The sequence below is a fragment of the Rhodanobacter glycinis genome (assembly GCF_900114325.1).
Taxonomy (GTDB): domain Bacteria; phylum Pseudomonadota; class Gammaproteobacteria; order Xanthomonadales; family Rhodanobacteraceae; genus Rhodanobacter_A; species Rhodanobacter_A glycinis.
In genome coordinates this window covers 325,797-349,715 of record NZ_FOSR01000001.1, presented here as the reverse complement: position 1 = coordinate 349,715, position 23,919 = coordinate 325,797, and the positions used below count along the sequence as shown (strand labels likewise).

The 23,919-nt window shown below is 64.2% G+C and carries 25 protein-coding genes and 1 other RNA gene; 21 read left to right on the top strand and 5 right to left on the bottom strand.

Annotation, left to right across the window (positions count from 1 at the left end):
- Positions 1–639 (bottom strand): response regulator transcription factor, encoded by a 639-nt coding sequence (locus BMY90_RS01670; RefSeq protein WP_008216690.1) that lies wholly within the window; start codon positions 637–639, stop codon positions 1–3.
- Between the two features lie 43 nt (positions 640–682).
- Here BMY90_RS01670 and BMY90_RS01665 point away from each other — a divergent pair, with 43 nt between their 5' ends.
- Positions 683–2,305 carry an MASE1 domain-containing sensor histidine kinase gene (locus tag BMY90_RS01665; RefSeq protein ID WP_092700739.1) on the top strand — a complete coding sequence of 541 codons (1,623 nt, stop codon included), beginning with the start codon at positions 683–685 and terminating at the stop codon, positions 2,303–2,305.
- Between the two features lie 327 nt (positions 2,306–2,632).
- Here the strand turns inward: BMY90_RS01665 and fur are convergent, their stop codons facing one another.
- A complete protein-coding gene (gene fur / locus BMY90_RS01660; protein WP_008216685.1) occupies positions 2,633–3,049 on the bottom strand; it encodes a ferric iron uptake transcriptional regulator in 417 nt (138 codons plus the stop codon).
- Positions 3,050–3,126: 77 nt separating this feature from the next.
- Here fur and BMY90_RS01655 point away from each other — a divergent pair, with 77 nt between their 5' ends.
- The gene (locus BMY90_RS01655; protein WP_008216682.1) at positions 3,127–3,606 is read left to right on the top strand and encodes an outer membrane protein assembly factor BamE; all 480 of its coding nucleotides are present in this window, start codon (positions 3,127–3,129) and stop codon (positions 3,604–3,606) included.
- Positions 3,607–3,630: 24 nt separating this feature from the next.
- Here BMY90_RS01655 and BMY90_RS01650 read toward each other — a convergent pair whose 3' ends face one another.
- Together BMY90_RS01650 and BMY90_RS01645 are read right to left on the bottom strand one after the other, a co-directional pair.
- Positions 3,631–3,897: an RnfH family protein gene (locus BMY90_RS01650; protein WP_092700736.1), complete on the bottom strand. Its 267-nt coding sequence runs from the start codon at positions 3,895–3,897 to the stop codon at positions 3,631–3,633.
- A gap of 4 nt (positions 3,898–3,901) precedes the next feature.
- Positions 3,902–4,333: a type II toxin-antitoxin system RatA family toxin gene (locus BMY90_RS01645; RefSeq protein ID WP_037102528.1), complete on the bottom strand. Its 432-nt coding sequence runs from the start codon at positions 4,331–4,333 to the stop codon at positions 3,902–3,904.
- Positions 4,334–4,508: 175 nt separating this feature from the next.
- Between BMY90_RS01645 and smpB the strand changes: the two genes are divergently transcribed.
- From smpB to BMY90_RS01600, 9 genes are all read left to right on the top strand, one after another.
- Positions 4,509–5,000, top strand: a complete 492-nt coding sequence (gene smpB, locus BMY90_RS01640) for an SsrA-binding protein SmpB (protein WP_092700733.1) — start codon at positions 4,509–4,511, stop codon at positions 4,998–5,000.
- A 106-nt stretch (positions 5,001–5,106) separates the two neighbouring features.
- Positions 5,107–5,461: a transfer-messenger RNA gene (ssrA, locus tag BMY90_RS01635) on the top strand.
- A gap of 184 nt (positions 5,462–5,645) precedes the next feature.
- Complete coding sequence (locus BMY90_RS01630) at positions 5,646–6,038, top strand: hypothetical protein (protein WP_008210201.1); 393 nt, start codon at positions 5,646–5,648, stop codon at positions 6,036–6,038.
- A 3-nt stretch (positions 6,039–6,041) separates the two neighbouring features.
- Positions 6,042–6,416, top strand: a complete 375-nt coding sequence (locus BMY90_RS01625; RefSeq protein ID WP_008210203.1) for a GntR family transcriptional regulator — start codon at positions 6,042–6,044, stop codon at positions 6,414–6,416.
- Positions 6,413–7,270, top strand: coding sequence for an ABC transporter ATP-binding protein (locus tag BMY90_RS01620; RefSeq protein ID WP_008210205.1), 858 nt, complete (start codon positions 6,413–6,415; stop codon positions 7,268–7,270). Before BMY90_RS01625 ends, BMY90_RS01620 begins: the two co-directional genes overlap by 4 nt.
- On the top strand, positions 7,267–8,226 hold the full coding sequence (locus BMY90_RS01615; RefSeq protein WP_092700731.1) for an ABC-2 transporter permease: 960 nt from the start codon (positions 7,267–7,269) through the stop codon (positions 8,224–8,226). Before BMY90_RS01620 ends, BMY90_RS01615 begins: the two co-directional genes overlap by 4 nt.
- Positions 8,227–8,265: 39 nt before the next feature.
- Complete coding sequence (locus BMY90_RS01610) at positions 8,266–8,835, top strand: YggN family protein (RefSeq protein WP_092700728.1); 570 nt, start codon at positions 8,266–8,268, stop codon at positions 8,833–8,835.
- A gap of 61 nt (positions 8,836–8,896) precedes the next feature.
- Positions 8,897–9,613 carry a DUF4386 domain-containing protein gene (locus BMY90_RS01605; RefSeq protein WP_092700725.1) on the top strand — a complete coding sequence of 239 codons (717 nt, stop codon included), beginning with the start codon at positions 8,897–8,899 and terminating at the stop codon, positions 9,611–9,613.
- A gap of 55 nt (positions 9,614–9,668) precedes the next feature.
- Positions 9,669–10,094, top strand: coding sequence for a DUF6326 family protein (locus BMY90_RS01600; protein WP_092700722.1), 426 nt, complete (start codon positions 9,669–9,671; stop codon positions 10,092–10,094).
- An 84-nt stretch (positions 10,095–10,178) separates the two neighbouring features.
- On the opposite strand, the gene BMY90_RS01595 is transcribed toward BMY90_RS01600, so the two are convergent.
- Positions 10,179–11,561, bottom strand: coding sequence for a class II fumarate hydratase (locus BMY90_RS01595; RefSeq protein ID WP_092700719.1), 1,383 nt, complete (start codon positions 11,559–11,561; stop codon positions 10,179–10,181).
- Positions 11,562–11,751: 190 nt separating this feature from the next.
- Here BMY90_RS01595 and purB point away from each other — a divergent pair, with 190 nt between their 5' ends.
- The 10 genes from purB to pilH all read left to right on the top strand — a co-directional run bounded on the left by purB (position 11,752) and on the right by pilH (position 23,867).
- A complete protein-coding gene (gene purB, locus BMY90_RS01590; RefSeq protein WP_092700716.1) occupies positions 11,752–13,119 on the top strand; it encodes an adenylosuccinate lyase in 1,368 nt (455 codons plus the stop codon).
- Positions 13,120–13,177: 58 nt separating this feature from the next.
- Entirely contained in the window at positions 13,178–13,930 is a 753-nt protein-coding gene (locus BMY90_RS01585) for a sulfite exporter TauE/SafE family protein (protein ID WP_092700714.1), read from the top strand.
- Positions 13,931–13,970: 40 nt separating this feature from the next.
- A complete protein-coding gene (locus tag BMY90_RS01580) occupies positions 13,971–15,185 on the top strand; it encodes a cupin domain-containing protein (RefSeq protein WP_092700711.1) in 1,215 nt (404 codons plus the stop codon).
- Positions 15,182–15,685: a DUF7931 domain-containing protein gene (locus BMY90_RS01575; RefSeq protein WP_092700708.1), complete on the top strand. Its 504-nt coding sequence runs from the start codon at positions 15,182–15,184 to the stop codon at positions 15,683–15,685. The genes BMY90_RS01580 and BMY90_RS01575 overlap by 4 nt, the downstream gene beginning before the upstream one ends.
- Before the next feature lie 207 nt (positions 15,686–15,892).
- Positions 15,893–18,727, top strand: a complete 2,835-nt coding sequence (locus tag BMY90_RS01570) for a 2-oxoglutarate dehydrogenase E1 component (RefSeq protein ID WP_092700705.1) — start codon at positions 15,893–15,895, stop codon at positions 18,725–18,727.
- Positions 18,728–18,808: 81 nt separating this feature from the next.
- Entirely contained in the window at positions 18,809–20,023 is a 1,215-nt protein-coding gene (gene odhB / locus BMY90_RS01565) for a 2-oxoglutarate dehydrogenase complex dihydrolipoyllysine-residue succinyltransferase (protein ID WP_092700702.1), read from the top strand.
- Between the two features lie 142 nt (positions 20,024–20,165).
- Positions 20,166–21,590: a dihydrolipoyl dehydrogenase gene (gene lpdA / locus BMY90_RS01560; RefSeq protein ID WP_092700699.1), complete on the top strand. Its 1,425-nt coding sequence runs from the start codon at positions 20,166–20,168 to the stop codon at positions 21,588–21,590.
- A gap of 221 nt (positions 21,591–21,811) precedes the next feature.
- Positions 21,812–22,408: an LOG family protein gene (locus tag BMY90_RS01555; RefSeq protein WP_092700696.1), complete on the top strand. Its 597-nt coding sequence runs from the start codon at positions 21,812–21,814 to the stop codon at positions 22,406–22,408.
- A 26-nt stretch (positions 22,409–22,434) separates the two neighbouring features.
- The gene (locus BMY90_RS01550; protein WP_092700693.1) at positions 22,435–23,430 is read left to right on the top strand and encodes a YhdH/YhfP family quinone oxidoreductase; all 996 of its coding nucleotides are present in this window, start codon (positions 22,435–22,437) and stop codon (positions 23,428–23,430) included.
- A 71-nt stretch (positions 23,431–23,501) separates the two neighbouring features.
- A complete protein-coding gene (gene pilH / locus BMY90_RS01545; protein ID WP_008211771.1) occupies positions 23,502–23,867 on the top strand; it encodes a twitching motility response regulator PilH in 366 nt (121 codons plus the stop codon).
- Positions 23,868–23,919: the final 52 nt, after the last annotated feature.

Below are 23,919 nucleotides of genomic sequence, written 5' to 3'. Positions count from 1 at the left end.
TCAGTTGCGCGCGGTATCCAGCAGCCCGCGCTCGCTCGCCATCCGGTACAGATCCAGTTCCGACCCCGCGCCCAGCTTGCCCATCAGGCTGGCGCGGTGGATATAGACCGTTTTCTGGCCGATACCCAGTTCGGCCGCCACCTGCTTGGGTGCACGACCGGCCGCCAGCAGCAGGAACACCTCGCGCTCGCGCGCCGTCAGGCGTTCGAACGGATCAAGTGCCTCGCCCGGCCGTTCGGCGCGACGCTGGCGCAGGTCCGAGCTGAGGAATTGTTCGCCCTGCATCACCGCACGCAGCCCGGCCACCAGTTCTTCCGGCGCCACGCCCTTGGTGACATAGCCACTGGCACCGCGACGCAAGGCCTCGGACACGTAGGGTTCGCCATCGTGCATGCTCAGCACCACGATGCGGGTATCCGCCGCCACGCTGAGCAGATGCTCGATCAGCGGCAAGCCACTGCCGTCCGGCAGCGACAGGTCGAGCGCCACCAGGTCGGGCTGATGCTGGGCGATGGCCTCGACCGCGTCATCGGCGTTGCGACATTCCGCGATCACTTCCAAGTCCGGCTCCATGCCAATGAGCCGCTTGAAGCCTTCCCGCACGATGGCATGGTCGTCGACCAGAACAATGCTGTACATGGCCTCACTGTATCAGTGTTGCCGCCTGTCTGGCGCGACGGCCATGTACCATCCGCGCATGCGCCAGATGACCTTGCCCTCGTTCGTTCGCGGCCCGCTGGCCGGACTTGGCTATGCCCTGCTCTGGCTGCTGCTGTGGCCCACCGCCGAGCCCTACTGGATGTTGCCGTTCGGCCTGCGCTTCGGCGTGCTGCTGCTGGCGCCGCTGCGCTACTGGCCATGGCTGCTGGGCGGCGAGTTGATCGCCACCGGCCTGATCGACGTCCATTTGCACATCCCGCTGGGCTGGATCGGCTTTGCCGCGGGTGACCTGCCACAGCCACTGGTGGTGGCGATTTGCCTGTGGCTGCTGCGCCGGACCAACCTGAAAGCCAGCCTGCGCGATCCCGAAGACGTATCGCGATTGCTGTTGTCGGTGGCCTTCACCGTACTGGCCGCCACCGCCGCCGATGCCGTGCTGCTGGCGCTGCTGCATTCCTCGCCCTCGTCGAACATGCTGCTGGACATGCTCGGCCAGGACCTGCTGGGCAACTACGTCGGCGTGCTGCTGATGACCCCGCCGCTGATCCTGCTGTTTCGCGCTCGCCCCACGCGGCAGGCACTGCGCGCGCTGTCGATGGACGGGCTGCTGGTCATGCTGCCCTCGCTGGTGATCCTGCTGGCCCTGGCCGAGCAGGCCGGGCCGCAACGGGAGTTCGCCCGCGTGCTGTCGCTGGCACCTGTACTGTTTTTCGCCTTCCGGCATGGCTGGCGCGGTGCCAGCCTGTCGATGCTGGTCTCCAGCCTCGGCATGGCCATGGTCGACCGGCTGATGATCCATGCCGATCCTACGGCTTCGGCCCATCTGTTTCTTGCCGTTGCCGGCACCGGCGCACTGATGCTGGGCTCGGCCACGGATGCCCTGCGCCGCAGCAGCGCGCGGGTGGCCGAGCAGAACGTGCATCTGGGCGCCGTCAACCGGCGCCTCGATCACCTCGCGCGCCAGCTGCGCGATGCCGCGCGTGGCAACCTCCAGGCCGAGGAAGACCTGCGTCGGCACATGGCCGCCGAGTTGCATGACGAGCTGGGCCAGAACCTCACCGCCATCCAGACCCATGTGAAGCTGGCCCAGTCGCGCCTGCAGCAGGCCGGCCTGGAAGACACCGGTGCGGCGATCAACGGCATCCTGGGGCATATGCGCCGCGCCCTGCATCAGCTGCTGGACGACCTGCGCCCCGCCGTCCTGGACGAATTCGGCCTGATGCGCGCCCTCGACGAAGGCCCCATCCGCGACCTGCTGGCCACTGCCCGCATGGCCTACCACACCGATTTGCGTGGCGAACCCCGCCTGCTGGAAGAAGACATCCGCACCGCGATCTATCGACTGGCCCAGGAAAGCGCCACCAATGCGGTCAAGCACGCCCAGGCCAGTGAATTCCGCCTGCGCCTGCGCATTGGCGAGCGCCAGGGCGTCGCGCTGGCACTGCTGGATATCCGTGACGACGGCATCGGCCTGCCCGAGCGGGTATCCGGCGAAGGCCGCGGCCTGCAAGGCATGCGCGACCGGGTCACCTCGCTCGGCGGCCTGTTTCGACTGCGCGCCGGGCATGGTGGAGTCCACCTGCGGGTTTTGCTGCGAAGCAACACGCCAAACCGTGAGCCTGGTCGCTCGAAACAGGCCAACTAGGAAATTTTCCAATATCGCTCGCGTGAAGTCTTCGTTAGGATCATTCCATCGATGTGGGGGAGCCGCCATCGCAAGATGGTGTGCCGGGTCAACCGTGGGGACGGTCGGCCCGAAGGACGGCAGGATGCTGTTCCGCCGATGTCAGAGGCGATATGTGCGTATCTCGAGCAATTCGAATACATCACACCGCCGAACGGCAACGGATAAACCGCTGGGTGGACAGGAGTCCTCCCGCGGTTTTTTTTATGGGCGTCATTCAGCCGACCCGGATATCTCGCCCGTTTCCCTGCCCGGCGCGGTGGCCGCGCCGGGCCAAGCCATTTCCGCCTACTTCGAGCGCGACTTGGGGCGTACGTAAAGCACCAGGCTATGGTCTTCGATCACATAGCCGTGGCTGGCGGCGATCTGGTGCTGCAGCTTTTCGATTTCCTCGCTGACGAACTCGATCACCTTTCCGCTGTCCACATCAATCATGTGGTCGTGGTGCTGGCCACGATCCAGCTCGTAGACGGCCTGCCCACCCTCGAAATTGTGCTTGACGAGGATGCCGGCCGCTTCGAACTGGGTCAGCACCCGGTACACCGTGGCCAGGCCGATGTCTTCCTGGTAGGCGAGCAGCTTCTTGTACACATCCTCGGCGGTGAGATGGTGAATGCCATCTTCCTCGAAGATCTGCAGGATACGCATGCGCGGGTGCGTGACCTTCAGGCCGACACGGCGCAGCTCCTGGGTTTCCTGTTCCATCGCAAGCTCCCCGATACACGGTGCGGTCAAGCCGTTAGTGTATCATCCGACACCTTCACGATCCGGACGCAACACGCATGCAAAAACTGATTCGCACGCTGGGTTTCGCCATGCTGGCCCTGCCGCTGGCAGGCTGCCATCTCGTGTACACCCCCGACGTGCAGCAGGGCAACCTGTTCAGCAAGACCGTCGACCAGAAGGCCGTCGATCAACTCAAGCCCGGACTGACCAAGGAACAGGTGCTGACGCTGCTGGGCACGCCGTCGGTGGCGTCGCCGTTCGATCACAGCCGTTGGGACTACGTGTCGACCTACTCGCATCGTGGCGAGAAGAGGATCACGCACACCATGAGCCTGTATTTCGACAACGACTCGCTGGCGCGCATCGAGGGCACCCCGTTTGCCCAGGACACCAAGCAGATCATCAAGCAGAACCAGAAGTACCACGTGAACTACCCGGTCAACGAGACCGAGGGCGACAAGAGCGAGACCAAGAAGGACAAGCCGGTCATCGGCGTGGGCGCCACTACCGGCAAGCCGGACAACGGCACCCCCTGATCCTCGCGCGCAGGTCGTCCGTGGTCAACCGCCGGCCCGGCGCCGGCGCGCGTCCTTCGGATCCAGCAACAGCGGCCGGTAGATCTCCACCCGGTCGCCATCGTGAAGCGTGTCATCCGGACGCACGCGCCTGGCGAAAATGCCCAGGCGGTCCGGATCAATCACGAGGCCGGGCGCATCAAGCAAAACGCCTGACGCTTCGATCGCCTGCATCACGCTGGCCCCCTGCCCCAGTTCCACCCGGTACACCTGCTGGCGATCAGGCAAGGCAAGAACCACTTCCACCGCCATGCGATCAACCATGGATGCGCTCGGCTTCATGGCAGAAGTCGTCCACCATGCGACTGGCCAGGCCCTGGAAGCCCAACTTTATCGCCGCCCCACCGAAACGCCCGGCATAGTCGAAGTCCAGTGCGAAGAGGATCTTGCAGCCTTCCTCGCCCAGCGCAATGAAGTCCCACACGCCTTCCAGCCGGCGAAACGGACCATCGACCAGGCTGACCTGCAACCGCCTGGGACGCTCGACGGTGTTGCGCGTGGTAAAGCTGTGATGGAACCCGGCGAACTTGAGATCCAGCCGCGCCACCAGCATGTTCTCGCCTCGCTCCAGCACTTCGGCACCGGAACACCAATGGAAGCGCTTTGGGTATGCTTCGACCTCATTGACCAGGTCGAACATCTGCTCTGGCGAATATTTCACCAGCGCGGTACGGCGGATTTCGGTCACGGCAGCCTCGTCGATTTCAGCATCCGCTCGATGGATGCGCATTTCAGGATTTCGCGTTCATCCATGAACGTGGAGATCAAACAGCATCCATCCAAGGATGCCTCTTTCAACAGGCATGGCCCGGACAGGGTCAGGCCGGCAACGCGGCCACCCGATGGCCCGAAGTTTAGCGGACATGGCCAAGAGCAAGGACAAAGACAACAAGGGTGGCGGCACCATCGCACTCAACAAGCGCGCACGCCACGAATACCACATCGACCAGCGCTACGAGGCCGGCATCGCCCTGCAGGGCTGGGAGCTGAAATCGCTGCGCGCCGGCCGGATCAACTTCGGTGACGGCTACGCCGTCGTGCTCAAGGGCGAGATCTTCCTGGTCGGCACCTCGATCCCGCCGTTGATCAGCGCCTCCACCCACGTCATAGCCGACGACCGGCGCACCCGCAAGCTGCTGCTGCACAAGCAGGAGATCGACCAGCTGATCGGCGCGGTCGAGCGCAAGGGCTACACCCTGGTGCCCGTCGCCATGTACTGGAAAGGCAACCGGGTGAAGGTGGAAATCGGCCTGGCGCGCGGCAAGCAGGAGCACGACAAGCGCGACACCGAGAAAGAACGCGACTGGCAACGCGAGAAGCAGCGCACCATGCGCTCGCACAACCGCACGGTCTGATGCAGTTGGCCCGCCACACCGGATCTGAACCGACAGTCACGATTTCGATTGATGTGTCGCGAACCCACCCCATATACTCCATCGACTGACCAGCTTTGTTTTCCCCGGGGGTGTTCTGGCTTCGACGGGGGTAGTGAGATGGCTTGGTGCATGCCGAGGGGGCAGCTTTCCTCGTTAATCCAGCAGCAAAACTCATAATTGCCAACGATAGCAATTACGCTCTCGCCGCTTAAGGCGTAGCCCCGAACCCACTTGTGCTCGTGCTTGTCGGTGTAGGGTCATTATCACGGGATCGTCCGAACGCCGCCGCCTGTCGGTGCAGGACTAAATCAAGCAGGCTGGTCCTTCGGCGCGCTTCGCACACCGTGCTGCCGCGGGACGAGATCCAACGGTGAGCTAAGCATGTAGTACCGGGCGTCAAGCGCCTTCGGACGCGGGTTCGACTCCCGCCACCTCCACCAACCCGATCCCCAGTTGATTGAATCAACTGGGGATTTTTTATGCCTGCTCTTCAGGCGAGCTCCCCTGGCAGATACCCCCTGCCATCAGTCATGCCAGAAAACGCGTTTCTCCGATTGACGTCGTAAATCCTAGTGTTATAGTTAACTACAACACCGGTAGACGAGATCACCAAGGAGAATCGTCATGAACAGCCAGTTGACCCACAGCAACAATCCGTCCATCCCGCTGGACGACGCGTTTGTATCCGCCCCGATCAATGCCACGCCACTGGTCTCCCTGATCGCGGCCGTGCTCATCACCGGCTTCGGCCTGTTCGCGCTGAGCCACGGCGCCAGCAACATGGCCCCCAGCCAGATCGATGGCATCAAGGTGACCAACCTGGCCCCGGTCGAAGTGCGCCCCAGCGCCGACGAAATGCGCGCAGCCCTGTTGTCCGTGGATGCCAGGACTGGCGCCGCGATCATGGCCCTGCCGCACACGGTCGAGGCTGGCGCCGGCATGCTCGGAGCGCAGTTGGCGATGCCCTACTATTCCTTTGGCAACACGAACAACAGCACCGCCAGCATCAAGGAATAACCCATGACCATCACCTGGAACGACAGCGTCCCGATCTATCGCCAACTACGCGAACGCGTGGTGGCGATGATCCTGGACGGCGCCTTGAACGAGGGCGACCCGCTGCCGTCGGTACGCCAGGTGGCCGCGGATTTCCAGATCAATCCGCTCACCGTATCGAAGGCATACCAGGAACTGGTCGACGACCAATTGGTGGAAAAACGGAGGGGATTGGGCATGTTTGTCATCGATGGCGCCCGCGAGGCGCTGCTGAAATCCGAGCGGGAGCGGTTCCTGCGCGAGGAGTGGCCAGTGTTGTACGCCCGGCTGCAACGACTGGGACTGGACCTGAAAACGCTGATGCGCGAAGCCGACAAGGCGGCAGAGGACAAGTCATGAGCACCGTGATTACCGCCAATGGATTGAGCAAGCGCTACAAGGCCTCGCTGGCGCTGGACAATGCCAGCTTCCGCATCGAGTCCGGCCGCATCGTGGGCTTGATCGGTCCCAACGGCGCCGGCAAGACCACCGCGCTGAAGGCCATTCTCGGCCTGACCGATTTCCAGGGCGAACTGGACGTACTCGGCCTCGATCCGCGCAAACAACGCGGCCGGCTGATGGAGCAGGTCTGCTTCATTGCCGACGTCGCCGTGCTGCCGCGCTGGATCCGCGTGCGCGAAGCCGTGGATTTCGTCGCCAACATCCATCCGCGCTTCAATCGCGCCAAGTGCGAGGCCTTCCTGGCACGCACCAAGCTGCAACCGAATCAGCGCGTGCGGCAAATGTCCAAGGGCATGATCGTGCAGCTGCATCTGGCATTGGTGATGGCCATCGACGCCCGTCTGCTGGTGCTGGACGAGCCCACGCTGGGCCTCGACATCCTCTACCGCAAGCAGTTCTACCAGAGCTTGCTGGAAGACTACTTCGACGAAGACAAGACCATCATCGTCACCACCCACCAGGTGGAAGAGGTGGAGCACATCCTCACCGACCTGATGTTCATCCGCGACGGCAAGATCGTGCTGGACGCGGACATGGAAGCGATCGGCGAGCGCTTTATCGAAGTGATGGTCGGCGCCGATCACGCGGCCGCAGCACGCGCCTTGAAGCCGCTGGACGAGCGCCAGGTGTTCGGCAAGAGCATTTTTCTGTTCGACGGCGCGGATCGCGCCATGCTGGAGGCGCTGGGCGAAATTCGCCGGCCTTCCGTCAGCGATCTGTTCGTCGCCACCATGAAGGGAACCTACGCATGAAAACCTTCTATTGGCTCGTGAAGCGGGAGTTCTGGGAACACCGCGGCGGCTTTCTGTGGACCCCGGTCATCGTTGGCGGCATCTTCCTGTTGCTGAACCTGATGGGGATCGCTGTCGGCGAAGCATTCGGTGCCCATCACGGCATGACCATGTCCGGCAACAACATGCATTTGTTCAACCAGGCCATGACCGATGGCGACACGGACAAGATCGGTTTCGGGCTGGACATGATGATGTTCTCGACCAGCATCATCATCAGCATCGTGCTCGGCTTCGTGCTGTTCTTCTACTGCCTGGGCGCGCTGTATGACGACCGCAAGGACCGCAGCCTGCTGTTCTGGAAGTCACTGCCGATCTCGGATACGGCCACGGTCCTGTCCAAGGTGTTTTCGGCGGCCGTGCTGGCTCCGGTGATTGCCGTGATCTGCGGCGTGCTGACCGGTCTGCTGATGCTGCTGATGTACGTGATCACGCTGTCGTTCCATGGCGTGAGTGCCTGGCGCCTGCTGACGCTGGCGCATCCGTTCCAGGTCATCGCCGATCTGGTCGGCTCGATCCCGCTATACGTCCTGTGGGCGCTTCCCACGCTGGGCTGGCTGCTGTTGTGTTCGGCCTGGGCGCGCAGCAAGCCGTTCCTGTGGGCTGTTGCACTTCCCGTGGGTGTGGGTGTCGTGATCGGTTGGTTCAATCTGCTCGGCTCGATCAGCGTGAACAATCTCTGGTACTGGAAAAACGTCTGCGGTCGCGTGCTGCTGAGCATTTTCCCCGGGGGCTGGCTGGGGCAGAACCACATGATGCAACTGAGCGACGGCGGCGTGGCGCATGCTCTGGATTTCCTCCATGTCGCTCATGCCTACCAAGTGCTGGGTACCCCCTCCATCTGGATCGAGGCCGCCGTTGGCGCAGCGATGATCGCCGGTGCCATCTGGCTGCGCCGTTGGCGCGACGACAACTGAATCATCGCCCTGCTCCGACCCGCTTACAGGAGTTACACCATGAAACTGCATCACCTTGCCGGCGTGCTGCTTCTACCCGCTCTGCTGGCGGGCTGCGGCTCCAGCAACCATGACTTCACCACCGTGCGACAGGGTGCGGTCAGCATCAACTTCGAGGATGGCGCGGTCCTGCTGCATGCGAACGATCAGCCCAAGGCCCAGATTGCCGCCAACGGCGATTTCAGCATCGCCGGCAAACCCGTCACGCTGACCGAGCCCCAGCGTGAGCTGTTCAAGCAGTACTACGGCGACGCTGTCAGTATCCGCGACGAAGGTATCGCCACCGGCAAGGCTGGCGCGGCCATGGCCGGTCACGCCATCGGCGACGTGGTGTCCGGGCTGATACATGGCAATCCGGACCAAATTGGCCCCACCATCAAGGCCCGGGCCGGCAAGGTCACCGCACAGGCAACGCAGATATGCCACGCGTTTGGTGACCTGCGCACTGCCCAGGATGCCATCAGCAGTCAGGTCGAGGCATTCCGTCCCTACGCCACGATTACGGCCGACGATGTCCAGGACTGCCTGAAGGAAACCAGCAAGGCGACCGACTCGATCACCGCACATTGAGACCGACCTGCGGGCGCCTGACAAATGGGCGCCCGCAGTCCAATCCACTCAGGGACGACGCATGACCTCGATCAACAGAAAGGCGCGAATCGCTGGCTTTATCTACCTGCTATGCGTGCTCATTGCGCCCTATCGGCTTGTCTATATACCAAACGCGCTATTCGTCACCGGCAACGCGAGCGCAACGGCCGCCAACATCGCCGCGCACGAGACGATTTTCCGGCTCGGCATCTTCAGCGACCTGCTTACCGGTGTCATCCAGATCTTCCTCGGTCTGGCGTTCTACCGGTTGTTCAAGGAAGTGAACCGCAAGCAGGCCATGCTGCTGGTGATCGTGAGCGGGATCCTGATCCCGGCAATCTACTTCTTCAACGTGCTCAATGACGCGGCCGCACTACTGCTGGTGCACGGCGCGGATTTTCTGTCGGTATTCAGCCAAGGCCAGCGCGAGGCACTGGCGATGCTGTTCCTCAAGCTGCACGGCCAGGAAGTCAGCGCCGCTGAAATCCTGTGGGGGTTGTGGCTGTTCCCGCTGGCCGCACTGGTGCTGCGTTCCGGTTTCCTGCCGCGAGTACTCGGCTACTGGCTGATCCTCAACGGCGTGGCGTACGTGATGCAAAGCTTTGCATGGGCAGTATCTCCACAGATTCAGGACACCCTCTCAAGCATCGCCTGGCCGATCCAGTTCGGTGAGGTCGTGTTCATGCTGTGGCTGTTGATCATGGGCGCACGCAGTGGTTTCCGGCGCAGCCATGTGCCCGCGCAATCCAGCACGTAGCATGCGCTGAACGCCCATCGGATTACTTGATCTTTCTCACCACAGGGATGATGCGATGAACGCGACGACCAGAACGGCACTGCAAGATGTCAAGGTACACGTCAGATTCAAACTGGCGGCGCTGTGGGCATCCGTCATGTCCTGCTACATCTATGGGGACTTCCTTGGGCTTTACCGACCCGGTGACGTCAAAGGCATCCTGAACGGGCAAGGCTTGCTTGGACCCACCAGTCAAGCGTCGCTGCTTGTCGTCGCCATCCTCGTCGCGGTGCCGGCCGCGATGATTTTCCTGTCGCTGGTGTTGCCGCCCGCACTGAGCCGCTGGCTGAATATCCTCGTCGGCGCGATTCTGACCGCCATCGTGCTGGTGACCATTCCTGGCTCATGGGCCTTTTACATTTTTCTCAGCGCCATCGAAGTCGTACTGCAATCGCTTGCTGTCTGGTACGCATGGCGTTGGCCCCGACAGGCCATCGCATAATGTAGGAGCCCACCTTGTGGGCGATGTTCTCGTTCGGCATACGAAAAGCATCGCCCACAAGGTGGGCTCCTACAGTCGCGGCTGTTACCTTTCGTGGATACCGCCTTTGGTCAGCGCCATCGGATCAAGCAGCTTCTTCAGCTCGGCTTTCGACAAACCGGTGGTTTCCAGTGCCACGTCCATGATCGGTCGCTTTTCCTTGTAGGCCTGCTTGGCAGTGGCCGCGCCCTTCTCGTAGCCGATTACCGGATTCAACGCGGTGACCAGGATCGGGTTCATCGCCAGCACCTGGTCGACGCGCGCCTTGTTGACCTTGAAGCCGGCGATGGCCTTGTCGGCGAGCAGGCGCGAGACGTTGGCGAGGATGCCGATGGATTGCAGCAGGTTGTGCGCGATCAGCGGCAGCATCACGTTGAGCTGGAAGTTGCCGGACTGGCCGGCGATGGTGATCGCGGCGTCGTTGCCGATCACCTGCGCGGCGACCATTGCGGCGGCTTCGGGAATCACCGGATTCACCTTGCCCGGCATGATCGACGACCCCGGCTGCAACGCCGGCAGCTCGATCTCGCCGAGGCCTGCCAGCGGCCCGGAATTCATCCAGCGCAGGTCGTTGGAGATCTTCATCATGGCCACGGCCAGCGTCTTCAATGCGCCGGACAGTTCCACCGCCGCATCCTGCCCGGCCATGCCCTCGAAATAGTTGTCGGCCGATTCGAAGCGCACGCCGGTGAGTTTCTTCAGCTCGCGCGCCATGGACGGGCCGAACTTCGGGTCGGCATTGATGCCGGTACCCACGGCCGTGCCGCCCTGCGGCAGGCGCCGCATGCGCTTCAACGCATCCTCGATGCGCTCGATCGCCGCACCGATCTGCGCCGCCCAGCCGGACAGTTCCTGCCCGAAGGTAATCGGCATCGCATCCATCAGGTGGGTGCGGCCCGTCTTGGGCGTGTTCTTCAGTTGTCGCGCGCGCTGGTCGATGACCTTTTTCAGATGCTTCAGTGCGGGCAGCAATTGCTCGTGCGTGGCCAGCGTGGCGCTGACATGAATGGTGGTGGGAATCACGTCGTTCGAGCTCTGCCCGTAGTTGACGTGGTCGTTCGGGTGCACCTTGCTGCCGGCCTTTGCCGCGAGGTGGGCAATCACCTCGTTCGCATTCATGTTGGTGCTGGTGCCCGAACCGGTCTGGAAGATGTCGATCGGAAACTGATCGTCGTATTGCCCTTCCGCCACGGCCATGGCCGCCTTGCGGATCGCCGCGGCCTGGCCCTTCTTCAGATAGCCCAGCGCGAGGTTCGATTCGGCTGCGGCCGCCTTGACCAGGCCCAGCGCACGGATGAACGGGCGCGGCAGGTGCAGGCCGGAAATCGGAAAGTTGTCGATGGCACGCTGGGTCTGCGCGCCGTACAGGGCATCGGCGGGCACCTGCAGCTCGCCCATGCTGTCGTGTTCAGTGCGGAACTGGCTCATGAAACGGGTCCTTTGGGGAGGGAGCCGGCCAACTATAGGCCCGCCGGCGTTCAGCTGGCGACAAATCGGCGGACATGCCGCTGTGGCGAAACCGTCGCGAGGTGATGCCACCTTGGAATAAGCCGGCCCATCCGTTGCCCATCCACGGCCATGTAAACTGACGCACCCTTTTGGTTCCGGAAGTTCACTGATGTCCACTCACGCCCTCACCGCCCTGTCGCCGCTGGACGGCCGCTACGCCGGCAAGGTCGAACCGCTGCGTCCGATCTTCAGCGAATTCGGCCTGATGCACCGCCGCGTGCACGTGGAAATCGAGTGGCTGCTGGCTTTGGCCGCCGAACCGGGCATTGCGGAACTGCCCTCGTTCACGCCAGCCCAGGTCAAGCAACTGCACACCATCGCCGACAGTTTCGGCATCGAGGAAGGCGCGCGCATCAAGGCCATCGAGGCCACCACCAACCACGACGTGAAGGCGGTGGAGTATTTCATCAAGGAACGCATCGGCTCCGATGACGCGCTGGCCCAGGCCAAGGAATTCGTGCATTTCGCCTGCACCAGCGAGGACATCAACAACCTGTCCTATGCGCTGATGCTGCGCGATGCCCGCGAACAGGTGCTGCTGCCCGCGTTCGACCGCATCATCGCCAGCCTGCGCCAGCTGGCGCACGCCAATGCCGACTTGCCGATGCTCGCGCGCACGCACGGCCAGACCGCCTCGCCCACCACACTGGGCAAGGAACTGGCCAACGTGGTGGCGCGCCTGGAGCGCCAGCGCAAGCAGCTTGCCGCGCTGGAAGTCCCCGGCAAGATCAACGGCGCAGTGGGCAACTACAACGCCCACGCCATCACCTACCCGGAGCTGGACTGGCGCGCGTTCTCGCAGCGCTTCGTGGAAAGCCTGGGCCTGGACTACAACCCGTACACCACCCAGATCGAGCCGCACGATGGCGTCGCCGAATACTGCGATGCGGTGCGTCGCGCCAACATCGTGTTGATCGACCTTTCGCGCGACATCTGGGGTTACATCTCGCTGGGCTACTTCAAGCAGACGCTGAAGGCGGGCGAAGTCGGTTCGTCGACCATGCCGCACAAGGTCAACCCCATCGACTTCGAGAACGCCGAGGGCAACCTCGGCCTGGCCAACGCCCTGCTCGGCCATTTCGCCGAAAAGCTGCCGATCAGCCGCTGGCAGCGCGACCTCACCGATTCCACCGTGCTGCGTGCGTTGGGCACCGCCTTCGGCCACACGCTGGTGGCGCTGGAATCGCTGCAGAAAGGCCTGGGCAAGCTCACGGTGAACGCCGAGCGCCTCGCCGCCGATCTCGACGCCAGTTGGGAAGTGCTGGCCGAAGCCGTGCAAACCGTGATGCGCCGTTACGGCCTGCCCCAGCCCTACGAGCAGCTCAAGGCGCTGACCCGTGGCCAGGGCATCACCCGCGAATCGATGCGCGAGTTCATCGGCCAGTTGGAGTTGCCAGCCGACGCGAAGCAACGCCTGCTCGACCTCACCCCTGGCGGCTACACCGGTCTGGCCGCCGAATTGGCCAACGCGATTTGATGAAGGCCACCGCGCCCGCTCATGTGTTGCCGCCCCCTGGAAAACCGGGGGCGGCCGTTTGATCCAGTTCGCGGATTTCCTCACCTATGCCGCGGTCGGCGCGGCCGCGCAGCTGGTCGACGGCGCCCTCGGCATGGCCTATGGCGTGACCTCGGCCGGCATGCTGATGAGCCTGGGCATGCCGCCGGCGATGGCCAGCGCCAGTGTGCACTACACCGAAACCTTTACCTGCGGAGCCTCCGGGCTCAGCCACCTGTGGGCCGGCAATGTGCGCCGCAAGTTGTTCATGGCGCTGGTGGTCACCGGCGTCATCGGCGCACTGATCGGTTCATTGCTGCTGGTGCATCTGCCGGCCCGCTGGATCCGCATCGTGCTGACCCCGTACCTGCTGCTGATCGGCATCTTCCTGCTGTTGCGCACCCTGCGCAGCAACGTGCCGCATCGCACGGACGTGCCACCGGGCACCGCGCCACTGGGCTTCGTTGCCGGCTTCCTGGACGCCATCGGCGGCGGCGGCTGGAGTGCGGTGACGGTTACCACGCTGGTAGCACGCGGCATGGAGCCGCGCCGGGTGATCGGCAGCGTGCACCTGGCCAAATGCGTGGTCAGCCTGGTCGCCAGCATCAGCTTCCTGCTGACCCTGGGTACCGGCAAGCTCAGCGTCATCGCCGGCCTGATCGCCGGTGGCGTGATTGCCGCACCGGTCGGTGCGCTGCTGGTCCGGCGCATCCCGCCGCGCGTCACCACCTTGCTGGCCGGCCTCACCGTGCTGGCACTGGGCGTGAACAACGCCATCGCCCTGATGCGCTGAGCGCCGGCTTCAGGCCACGCGGTCATGGCTCGCGGCTACAATGCCGCGCATGGCTATCGCATCCACTTCCCGCAAGTCCGTACCCATCGAGGTCCACGGTTCCGCCCGGCTGCCGCTCGGCATGTCGCCCACGCAATTCCTGCGCGATTACTGGCAGAAGCGCCCGCTGCTGATCCGCAACGCGTTTCCGGATTTCACGCCACCGATCGAACCGAACGACCTGGCCGGTCTGGCCTGCGAGGACGGCGTGCTCGCGCGCCTGATCCGGCACGATGAAAAGCGCGAACGCTGGCAGGTGAAAAGCGGCCCACTTGCCGAAGCCGACTTCGCCAACACCGGAGACGCGAACTGGACCCTGCTGGTGCAGGACGTGGACAAATGGGACGCCGACGTCGCCGCGCTGCTGGAACCGTTTGCCTTCCTGCCCAGCTGGCGTGTCGACGACATCATGATTTCCTATGCCGAGCCGGGCGGTGGCGTGGGCGCCCATGTCGACCAGTACGATGTGTTCCTGCTGCAGGGACTGGGCCAGCGGCACTGGGCGATCAGCACCGACCCGCAGGCACCGAAGGATGTCCGCCCCGACGTGGAGCTGAAACAGCTCGCGCACTTCGAGCCCACCCACGAATGGCTGCTGGAGCCGGGTGACATGCTGTACCTGCCGCCGGGCATTGCGCACGATGGCGTGGCCTTCGGCGGTCCCTGCATGACATTTTCGGTCGGCATGCGCGCGCCCTCGCAAGCCGAGCTCACCGGCGACCTGGCCGACTACCTTGCCGAACGTCTGGATGAAGACCAGCGTTATGCCGACCCTGATCTCACCCCGGCCAAGGCCGGCGGGGAAATCGACAAGGCCGCGCTGGGCCGGCTGAAAACCGCGCTGCCGTTTGCGGCCGCACTCGACGATGCCACGCTGCGCGACTGGTTCGGCCGCTTCATCACCCGCTACCGCAATGCGCAGACGCCGGCCCCCGTCGCCAAGCCCCTGAGCGCCCCGGCCCTGGCCAGGCGTCTGCAGGATGGCGCGCAACTGCTGCGACATCCCTGGTCGCGCATGGCTTGGAGCCGCGGCAAGGGCGACGCCACCCTATATGCCAACGGCCAGGCCTGGCCAACCTCGCCGGCCTTGGCGCGGGAGCTATGCGAACACCGGATATTCACCCCGTCCCTGCCGTTGACGGAAACCGGGCAGGCCCTGCTGCTGGGCCTGGTGAACGACGGGCACCTGGTGTTGCACAAGCCACGACGCCGATGAACGCGCCGGCGGCCCCGGATGACGGCTTCACCCTCGTGGACACCCGCGCCACGCTGGCCGAGGTACGCCTGCAGTTGCTGGCCGATACCCGCCGGCAACTGTTCATCCAGCTGCCGCGGTTGACGCCCGACATCTACGCCAGCCCGCTGGAACAGGCCGAACTGCGCCGCATCGCCACCGCCGGGCGGGGCGCGGAAATTCGCCTGCTGCTGCACGAACCGGCAGCGGCCTTGCGCGACGGCCATCGGCTGATCGCACTGGCACAGCGCCTGCCCAGCATCTGGCAGATCCGCACGCCGGTGGAGCCGGTCGACCTCGACTGCGCGTCGGCCTGCTTGCTCAACGACAACGGCGGCTACCTGTTCCTGCCCAATGCCGAGCGCCCGCAAGGCCGTGCGTCGCGCCGCGACCGCGCTGCCCAGATTCCGCTGCGGCAGCGGTTCGACGAGACATGGGAGCGCTCGATCCGGGCCCGCGAATTGCAGACCCTGGACTTGTAAAAGACCGGCAAGATTCTCGCTTGACCACCCGTCTTCGACCAAGATCGGCCCCGATCAGTCTGAACCGGTCTTCCCGCACGACATTCGACGTTCCTCCGGGTTGCCGCGGCGCAGCAGCCCCGGGCTATAATTAACGGGATTTTTCGCCAGCGGTACGTTTTCCCCATACCCGTCCGCTGCAAGACTCCCTTCCCTGCCGGTGGTGACGTGAGCACAAATCTGATTCGCGAGTTCTTTGAGTCGTCTCAACTCGCTGGCGGCAACGCCGATTACGTCGAATCCCTGTATGACGCCTGGTTGGCCGATCCCGCATCGATCCCTGCCGAGTGGAATCACTATTTCGAGACCTTCAAGGGCCGCGAGTCGGGAGATGTTTCCCACACCGCGGCCATTGCGCGTATCGAGGCTGCCCAGAAGCAACGCCGCGGCGTGGCGGTGCCGGTCAGCGACGAGCATGCCCGCAAGCAAGCCGGCGTGCTGCGCCTGCTTACCGCGTTCCGCTCGCGCGGCCACCTGGCTGCCGACCTCGATCCGCTGGGCCTCACCGAGCGGCTGCCGCCGCCTGACCTGGGCCTGGCCTTCCATGGCCTGACCGAGGCCGACCTCGATACCGAGTTCGATTGCGGCACCTATGCCGGCGGTGGCCAGCGCCTCAAGTTGCGCGAGCTGTGGGCCCGTCTGAAGAAGGTCTACACCGGCACCGTCGGTGCCGAGTTCATGCACATCAGCGACCATACCCAGCGCAACTGGGTGTACAGCCGCCTCGAACAGGCCAACGGCAGCGCCGGACTGGACGCGGCTGGCAAGAAGCGCGTGCTCGAGGAGCTGACGGCGGCGGACGGCCTGGAACGCTACCTGCACACCAAGTACGTCGGCCAGAAGCGCTTCTCGCTGGAAGGCGGCGACAGCCTGATCCCGATGATCGACGACGTGGTCCGCGCCGCGGGCGACAACGGCGTCAAGGAACTGGTGATCGGCATGGCCCATCGCGGCCGCCTCAACATGCTGGTCAACATCCTCGGCAAGCCGCCGAAGACCCTGTTCGACGAATTCGAGGGCCGCTTCGAGCATCCCGACGACCCCGCCCACTCCGGCGACGTGAAGTACCACATGGGCTTCTCCGCCGACGTCAAGACGCCGAAGGGTGGCGTGCACGTGGCGCTGGCGTTCAATCCGTCGCACCTGGAAATCGTCAACCCGGTGGTGGCCGGTTCGGTGCATGCGCGGCAGATCCGTCGCCACGATGCCACCCACCAGCAGTCGATGGCCGTGCTGGTGCACGGCGATGCGGCACTGGCCGGTCAGGGCGTGAACATGGAACTGTTCAACATGTCGCAGGCCCGCGGCTTCAAGATCGGCGGCAGCCTGCACATCGTGGTGAACAACCAGGTGGGCTTCACCACCTCGAACCCGCAGGACGCGCGCTCGACCATGTATTGCACCGACCTGGCCAAGATGGTCAACGCGCCGGTGTTCCACGTGAACGGCGACGATCCGGAAGCGGTGATCGAGGTGACCCGCCTCGCCTACGAATTCCGCAAGACCTTCCGCAAGGACGTGGTGATCGATCTGGTCTGCTACCGCCGCCACGGCCACAACGAGGCCGACGAGCCGTCGGCCACGCAGCCAGTGATGTACCAGATCATCAAGAAGCGCCCGCCGGCCCGCGAGCTGTACGGCCAGCAGCTGGTGAAGGAAGGCGTGATCGCCGACGGCGACGTGCAGAAACTGTTCGATGCCTATCGCGACCGTCTCGAAGCCGGCGAGCCGATGACCGAACTGGACGCCTCGCCGCAGCGCGATATCCACATCGACTGGGCACGCTTCCAGAAGGGCAAGCTGTCGGACAAGACCGACACCGGCGTGCCGAAGAAGAAGCTGGTCGAGCTGGCCAACAAGCTGCTTGAGATCCCGGCCGACCTGACCCTGCAGTCGCGCGTGGCCAAGATCTACGGCGACCGCAAGAAGATGGCCGACGGCGAGCAGCCGGGCGACTGGGGCTTTGCCGAAAACCTGGCCTACGCCACCCTGATCGATGCCGGCCACAATCTGCGCCTGGTCGGCCAGGATTCCGGTCGCGGCACCTTCTTCCATCGCCATGCCGTGCTGCATGACCAGAAGGACGGCCACACCTTCATGCCGCTCGCCACCCTGCGCGACGGCGCGGACGTGGAAGTGATCGACTCGCTGCTCAGCGAGGAAGCGGTGATGGCCTTCGAGTACGGCCATTCCACCACCGATCCCGACACGCTCAACATCTGGGAAGGCCAGTTCGGCGACTTCGCCAATGGCGCCCAGGTGGTGATCGACCAGTTCATCAGCTCCGGCGAGGCGAAGTGGAACCGCCTGTGCGGCCTTGCGCTGTTCCTGCCGCACGGCTATGAAGGCCAGGGTCCGGAACATTCCTCCGCCCGCCTCGAACGCTTCCTGCAACTGTGCGCGTTCGACAACATGCAGGTCTGCGTGCCGACCACCCCGGCGCAAGACTTCCACATGATTCGCCGGCAGATGCTGCGCGATGTGCGCAAACCACTGATCGTGATGACGCCGAAGTCGCTGCTGCGCCACAAGCTGGCGGTGTCCTCGCTGGACGAGCTGGCCAAGGGCAGTTTCCAGCTGGTGATCGGCGAGCACCGCGAACTGGCCGCGAAGAAGGTCAAGCGCGTAGTGCTGTGCTCCGGCAAGGTCTACTACGACCTGCTGGAGGAAGCCGAGAAGCGCGAGCTGAAGGATGTGGCCATCGTGCGTGTCGAGCAGCTCTATCCGTTCCCGCGCACCGAGGTTTCCGCCGAGCTGGACAAATACCCGTCCGCCAAGGAAGTGATCTGGTGCCAGGAAGAGCCGATGAACCAGGGCGCCTGGTTCCAGATCCGCCACCACCTGCAGGCCTGCACCGGCAGCAAGCACAGCTTGTCTTATGCCGGCCGCGCACGTTCGCCGGCACCGGCCGCGGGGCATCTGAACACGCATAATGCCGAACAGGCCGCGCTGGTCGAACAGGCATTGACCGCACCGATCGGCACCGATCACTCCGCCGAATAAGTTTCTTCGAACAATGCGGCCAGGATGGCCGCTTCGTGATTCCGGCGCTCACGGACGGGCGCACAAACCCAAGGGTCATTTATGTCCACCGAAGTCAAAGTCCCTGTCCTGCCCGAGTCCGTCTCCGACGCGACCATCGCCACCTGGTACAAGAAGGTCGGCGAAGCCGTGAAGCGCGACGAGAACCTGGTCGATCTCGAAACCGACAAGGTCGTGCTGGAAGTTCCCTCTCCGGTCGATGGCGTACTCAAGGAGATTCGCCAGGAATCCGGCGCCACGGTCAACAGCCAGGAAGTGATTGCGGTCATCGAGGAAGGCGCCGCCGCGTCGGCTCCCGCCCCTGCCGCGAAGGACGAGCCAAAGGCGGCTGCGCCAGCCCCGGCAGCGGCCAAGGCCGAAGCGCCCAAGGCTGCCGCCGGCGTGGACGAGCTGTCCCCGGCGGGCCGCCGCGTGGCCACCGAGGAACACATCGACCCGGCCAAGGTGTCCGGCACCGGCCGCGACGGCCGCGTCACCAAGGAAGACCTGGTCAACTACGGCAAGGGTGGCAATGCGCCCGCCGCTGCCGCACCGGCCGCCAAGCCGACGCCGGGTTCGCGTCCGGAAGAACGCGTGCCGATGACCCGCATGCGCGCCCGCATCGCCGAGCGTCTGATGCAGTCGAAGAACTCGATCGCCATGCTCACCTCGTTCAACGAAGTGAACCTGAGCGAAGTGGTGAAGATGCGCAAGGCGCTGGGCGACGCGTTCCAGAAGGAACACGGCATCAAGCTCGGCTTCATGAGCTTCTTCGTCAAGGCCGCCGCCGAAGCGCTGAAGCGCTACCCGTTCGTCAACGCCTCGGTCGACGGCAACGACGTGATCTACCACGGCTACCAGGACATCTCGATCGCGGTGTCGACCGACAAGGGCCTGGTCACGCCGGTGCTGCGCGACGTGCAGGACATGAGCTTTGCCGATGTCGAAAAGGGCATCGCCGAGTACGCCAACAAGGCGCGCGCCAACAAGCTGTCGCTGGACGACCTGCAGGGTGGCACGTTCACCATCACCAACGGCGGCACCTTCGGCTCGCTGCTGTCCACCCCGATCGTGAACCCGCCGCAGAGCGCCATCCTCGGCATGCACACGATCAAGGAACGCGCCATCGTCGAGAACGGCCAGATCATCGCCGCGCCGATGATGTACATCGCGATCAGCTACGACCATCGCATCATCGATGGCAAGGATGCGGTGCTGTTCCTGGTCGACATCAAGAACCAGCTCGAGAACCCGCAGCGGATGCTGCTCGGGCTGTAACCGCCTGAGCCCCTCTCCCGCCGGGAGAGGGGTTGGGGTGAGGGTTCGGTGATACCGCACGCCTCGCTCCGCCCGCACCCTCATCCGGCGCTTCGCGCCACCTTCTCCCGGCGGGAGAAGGAAAGAGCTAAAGAGGAACACCATGAGCGACAAATTCGACGTCATCGTCATCGGTGCCGGCCCCGCCGGCTATGTGGCTGCGATCCGCGCCGCGCAGCTGGGCCTGAAGACCGCCTGCGTCGATGCCTTCACCGGCAAGGACGGCAAGCAGGCCCTAGGTGGCACCTGCCTCAACGTGGGCTGCATCCCTTCCAAGGCCTTGCTCGATTCGTCGCGCCAGTTCTGGAACATCGCGCACAACTTCCCGGTTCACGGCATCAGCGTCGACAACCCGAAGGTGGACATGGCCACCTTCATCGGCCGCAAGGACAAGATCGTCAAGCAGTTCACCGGCGGCATCGGTCAGCTGTTCAAGGCCAACAAGGTCACGCCGTTCTTCGGCAAGGGCAAGCTGCTGAAAGGCAACCAGGTCGAGATCACCGGCAATGACGGCGAGAAGCAGACCATCAGCGCCACCAATGTGATCCTCGCTTCCGGCTCGGTGCCGATCGAGTTGCCGTTCGCCAAGTTCGACGGCAAGGCCATCGTCGACAACGCCGGCGCGCTGGACTTCACCGAGGTACCGAAGCGCCTGGGCGTGATCGGCGCCGGCGTGATCGGTCTGGAACTGGGCAGCGTGTGGAAGCGCCTCGGCGCCGAAGTCACCATCATCGAGGCCCTGCCGGAATTCCTGGCCGCCGCCGATGCCGACATCGCCAAGGTCGCCGCCAAGGAATTCGCCAAGCAGGGCCTGGACATCAAGCTCAACGCCAAGCTCAACAAGGCCGAGGTGAAGAAGGACGGCGTGCACCTGGTCTACACCGACAAGGACGGCGAGCAGAAACTGGTGGTCGACAAGCTGCTGGTCGCCGTGGGCCGCCGCGCCTACACCGACGGCCTGCTGGCTGACGATACCGGCGTGAAGCTGGACGAGCGCGGCCGCATCGCGGTCGATGAGCACAACCACACCGGCGTGGACGGCGTGTGGGCCATCGGCGACGCCGTGCGCGGCCCGATGCTGGCGCACAAGGGTTCCGAGGAAGGCGTGGCGGTGGCCGAATGGATCGCCGGCAAGGCCGGTCACATCAACCTCGACACCGTGCCGTGGGTGATCTACACCGAACCCGAGATCGCCTGGGCCGGCAAGACCGAGAAGCAGCTGAAGGAAGAAGGCGTGCCGTACAAGGTCGGCAACTTCCCGTTTGCCGCCATCGGCCGCGCCGTGGCGATGAACGAGGCCGTGGGCCAGGTGAAGATGATTGCCCACGCCGACACCGATCGTATCCTCGGCGTGCACATGGTCGGCCCGGGCGTCTCCGAGCTGATTGCCGAGTGCGTCGTGGCGATGGAATTCAAGGGCTCGTCCGAGGACCTGGCGCGCATCGTCCACGCGCATCCGACCCTGTCCGAAGCCGTACACGAAGCCGCGCTGTCGGTCGACAAGCGCGCCATCCACAAGGGCAACTGATCGCCCGCTGCACCACCGACGCGGCCTGCTTGTGGCGACATGGGCAGGCCGTGCTTCTTCAGGAGTGAGTGAAGAGGAGTGAGAAGTGAGAGAAAGCCAGAGCAAGCATCCGCTTCACCCGCCCCCTCTCGCACCTCGTCACTCGCCATCACCTTGACCATTCCTACCGCCCCGCGCCGCTCTCTCTCACTTCTCACTGCTCTCCACTCACTCCTGGCCTTATGACCCAACCCACCGCCATCTGCGTCTACTGCGGTTCCAGCAGCGGCAAGCATCCCGAGTATGCCGAACAGGCCCGTGCCTTCGGTGCCGAAATGGCGAAGCGTGGCATTGCGCTGGTCTACGGGGGCGGCAATGTGGGCTTGATGGGCATTGTCGCCGACGCGGTGCTGGCTGGCGGTGGCAAGGTCATCGGCGTGATCCCGCGCCAGCTGGTCGAGCACGAAGTGGCCCACACCGGCCTCACCGAACTGGTCGTGGTCGACACCATGCACCAGCGCAAGACGCGCATGTACGAGCTCGCCGACGCCTTCGTCGCCCTGCCCGGCGGTTTCGGCACCATGGACGAGATGTTCGAGATGCTGACCTGGGCGCAACTCGGGCTGCACCGCTATCCCTGTGCCTTCCTCGATGTGCGCGGTTACTACCGCGACTTGCGCGCGATGATGGAGCACATGGTCAGCGAGCGCTTCGTGCGTGCCGAGCAACGCGAAAACATCTGGTTCGGCGAGGATATTGCCGCGCTGTTCGACTGGATGCAGGCCTATGAAGGTGGCCATCAGCCCAAGTGGATCGACCGCGACAGCGTCGACGCCTGAAGCCCGTACCCGGAAAGGAGATTGCCATGGACCGTTTCAACGCCTTCCGCATCCACAACGACGACGCCGGCTACCGGGCCGGTATCGAGCCGATGGATCGCGATGCGCTGACGCCCGGCGAAGTGCTGGTCAAGGTTGCGTACTCCTCGGTCAACTACAAGGATGCGCTGGCCGGTACCGGCAAGGGCAGGATCCTGCGCAAGTACCCGCTCAACGGTGGCATCGATGTCGCCGGCCATGTCGTCGCCTCGACCGCCGCGGGCTTCAGGGAAGGCGACGCGGTGCTGTGCACCGGCAGCGGCCTGTCCGAGACGCGTGATGGCGGTTACGGCGAATACGCCCGACTCGACGCGCGCTGGACGATTCCGCTGCCCGCCGGCCTGGACCTGCGCGAGAGCATGATCCTCGGCACCGCCGGCTTCACTGCCGCGCTGGGCCTGCTGCAGATGCAGGACAATCGGCAGACGCCCACGCTCGGCCCGATCGCCGTCACCGGCGCCAGTGGCGGCGTGGGCCAGCTCGCCATCGACATCTACAGCCGGGTCGGCTACGAAGTGCACGCGATCAGCGGCAAACTCGACCATTTCGACCACCTGAAATCGCTGGGCGCAGCCGAATGCATCGATCGCCACCAGCTCGTCTTCAGCGGCAAGCCGATGGATTCGGCCCGCTTCGGCGGCGTGCTGGACAATGTCGGCGGCGGCATGCTGGCCGGCCTGCTGCCGTTGGTGGCGCCCTACGGCAACGTCGCGATCTGCGGCAATGCCGGCGGCATCGCCTTCGACAGCACGGTGATGCCTTTCATCATCCGCGGCGTGAACCTGCTGGGCGTGGCTTCGGCGGGTACGGCGCGCGACATGCGCGAACGCGTCTGGGACCACCTGGCAGACGACTGGAAGCCGCAACACCTCGATCGCATCGCCACCCGTGAGGTCACGCTGGAGCAACTGCCTGACGTGTTCGATCACATGCTTTCGGGCCACTCGTTCGGCCGCACCGTGGTGCGGCTTACGGCCGTCTGAAGACATTCATGCTTGGAAGCGCCGCGCTGGCGGCATAGAATCCACTGAAACAACAAGGGGACTAACACCTTATGGCACGTATCCTGATTGTCGACGATTCCCCGTCGCAGCTGCTGGGCCTCAAGCGCATCGTCGAAAAACTGGGCCATGAGACCCTGACCGCCGAAGACGGCGCGGCTGGCGTGGAAGTCGCCAAGCGCGAACTGCCCGACCTGATCCTGATGGACGTGGTGATGCCGAACCTCAACGGTTTCCAGGCCACCCGCACGATCAGCAAGGATCCCACCACCTCGCACATCCCGGTGGTACTGGTGACCACCAAGGATCAGGAAACCGACAAGGTCTGGGGCATGCGCCAAGGTGCCAAGGCCTATGTGACCAAGCCGATCAAGGAAGAGGAGCTGACCGCCACGCTCAAGGGCCTGCTGCCCGCCTGATTCGCAGCGACCCGCGGTCAAAAAAACGGCGCCATGCGGCGCCGTTTTCGCA

What these genes read in the sequence shown, in the direction of transcription:
- BMY90_RS01670 (WP_008216690.1), bottom strand. Translation starts at nt 639, where the DNA reads ATGTACAGCATTGTTCTGGTCGACGACCATGCCATCGTGCGGGAAGGC.
- BMY90_RS01665 (WP_092700739.1), top strand. Translation starts at nt 683, where the DNA reads ATGTACCATCCGCGCATGCGCCAGATGACCTTGCCCTCGTTCGTTCGC.
- fur (WP_008216685.1), bottom strand. Translation starts at nt 3,049, where the DNA reads ATGGAACAGGAAACCCAGGAGCTGCGCCGTGTCGGCCTGAAGGTCACG.
- BMY90_RS01655 (WP_008216682.1), top strand. Translation starts at nt 3,127, where the DNA reads ATGCAAAAACTGATTCGCACGCTGGGTTTCGCCATGCTGGCCCTGCCG.
- BMY90_RS01650 (WP_092700736.1), bottom strand. Translation starts at nt 3,897, where the DNA reads ATGGCGGTGGAAGTGGTTCTTGCCTTGCCTGATCGCCAGCAGGTGTAC.
- smpB (WP_092700733.1), top strand. Translation starts at nt 4,509, where the DNA reads ATGGCCAAGAGCAAGGACAAAGACAACAAGGGTGGCGGCACCATCGCA.
- BMY90_RS01630 (WP_008210201.1), top strand. Translation starts at nt 5,646, where the DNA reads ATGAACAGCCAGTTGACCCACAGCAACAATCCGTCCATCCCGCTGGAC.
- BMY90_RS01625 (WP_008210203.1), top strand. Translation starts at nt 6,042, where the DNA reads ATGACCATCACCTGGAACGACAGCGTCCCGATCTATCGCCAACTACGC.
- BMY90_RS01620 (WP_008210205.1), top strand. Translation starts at nt 6,413, where the DNA reads ATGAGCACCGTGATTACCGCCAATGGATTGAGCAAGCGCTACAAGGCC.
- BMY90_RS01615 (WP_092700731.1), top strand. Translation starts at nt 7,267, where the DNA reads ATGAAAACCTTCTATTGGCTCGTGAAGCGGGAGTTCTGGGAACACCGC.
- BMY90_RS01610 (WP_092700728.1), top strand. Translation starts at nt 8,266, where the DNA reads ATGAAACTGCATCACCTTGCCGGCGTGCTGCTTCTACCCGCTCTGCTG.
- BMY90_RS01605 (WP_092700725.1), top strand. Translation starts at nt 8,897, where the DNA reads ATGACCTCGATCAACAGAAAGGCGCGAATCGCTGGCTTTATCTACCTG.
- BMY90_RS01600 (WP_092700722.1), top strand. Translation starts at nt 9,669, where the DNA reads ATGAACGCGACGACCAGAACGGCACTGCAAGATGTCAAGGTACACGTC.
- BMY90_RS01595 (WP_092700719.1), bottom strand. Translation starts at nt 11,561, where the DNA reads ATGAGCCAGTTCCGCACTGAACACGACAGCATGGGCGAGCTGCAGGTG.
- purB (WP_092700716.1), top strand. Translation starts at nt 11,752, where the DNA reads ATGTCCACTCACGCCCTCACCGCCCTGTCGCCGCTGGACGGCCGCTAC.
- BMY90_RS01580 (WP_092700711.1), top strand. Translation starts at nt 13,971, where the DNA reads ATGCCGCGCATGGCTATCGCATCCACTTCCCGCAAGTCCGTACCCATC.
- BMY90_RS01575 (WP_092700708.1), top strand. Translation starts at nt 15,182, where the DNA reads ATGAACGCGCCGGCGGCCCCGGATGACGGCTTCACCCTCGTGGACACC.
- odhB (WP_092700702.1), top strand. Translation starts at nt 18,809, where the DNA reads ATGTCCACCGAAGTCAAAGTCCCTGTCCTGCCCGAGTCCGTCTCCGAC.
- lpdA (WP_092700699.1), top strand. Translation starts at nt 20,166, where the DNA reads ATGAGCGACAAATTCGACGTCATCGTCATCGGTGCCGGCCCCGCCGGC.
- BMY90_RS01555 (WP_092700696.1), top strand. Translation starts at nt 21,812, where the DNA reads ATGACCCAACCCACCGCCATCTGCGTCTACTGCGGTTCCAGCAGCGGC.
- BMY90_RS01550 (WP_092700693.1), top strand. Translation starts at nt 22,435, where the DNA reads ATGGACCGTTTCAACGCCTTCCGCATCCACAACGACGACGCCGGCTAC.
- pilH (WP_008211771.1), top strand. Translation starts at nt 23,502, where the DNA reads ATGGCACGTATCCTGATTGTCGACGATTCCCCGTCGCAGCTGCTGGGC.